The sequence below is a fragment of the Buchnera aphidicola (Pemphigus obesinymphae) genome, assembly GCF_026122815.1.
Taxonomy (GTDB): Bacteria; Pseudomonadota; Gammaproteobacteria; order Enterobacterales; family Enterobacteriaceae; genus Buchnera_C; species Buchnera_C aphidicola_BJ.
On the sequence record NZ_JAIWQW010000065.1, the window covers coordinates 1 to 592 of the forward strand.

1 protein-coding gene is annotated in these 592 nt (G+C 27.9%); it reads right to left on the reverse strand.

Annotated elements, in window-relative coordinates; genetic code table 11:
- Positions 1-592: aminoacyl--tRNA ligase-related protein (locus LDP10_RS03105; RefSeq protein ID WP_321160502.1), on the reverse strand; the 592-nt coding region annotated here is incomplete at both ends.

Consider the following 592-nt stretch of genomic DNA (forward strand, 5'->3'; position numbering starts at 1 on the left):
TTATCAAATTGATGCGTACGTATTAAACCTCTAGTATCTTTACCGTAAGAAGAAGATTCTGACCGAAAACAAGGAGTAAGAGCTGTTAGCTTAATAGGTAATTCATTTTCCTTCAAAATTTTATTTTGAATAATATTTGTAAGTGGTACTTCTGCTGTAGGTATTAATATATAATTATTAGTTTTTTTTTCTTTAGAAAAAGTATTTATGTGAAATAAATCATCACTAAATTTAGGTAATTGACCCGTTCCATATAAACTTTTTTGATTAACTAAATATGGTACATTAGTTTCTAAGTATCCATTTTCTTTTGTATGTATATCTAACATAAATTGACCTAGAGCACGATGCAGCAAAGCAATTTTCCCTTTCATAATGACAAATCGAGATCCAGATATTTTGGCTGCTGTATTCCAGTCAAATCCATGTATATTTTCTCCTAAAAAAACATGATCTTGCACAAGAAAATTATATTTTTTTATTTTCCCCCAACGCATTATCTCTTTATTATTTATAGATTCTGTCCCGTTTGGTATGTTATTATCCGGTATATTAGGCAAATTTATTAAAAAATTATGTATTTTTTCCTTCA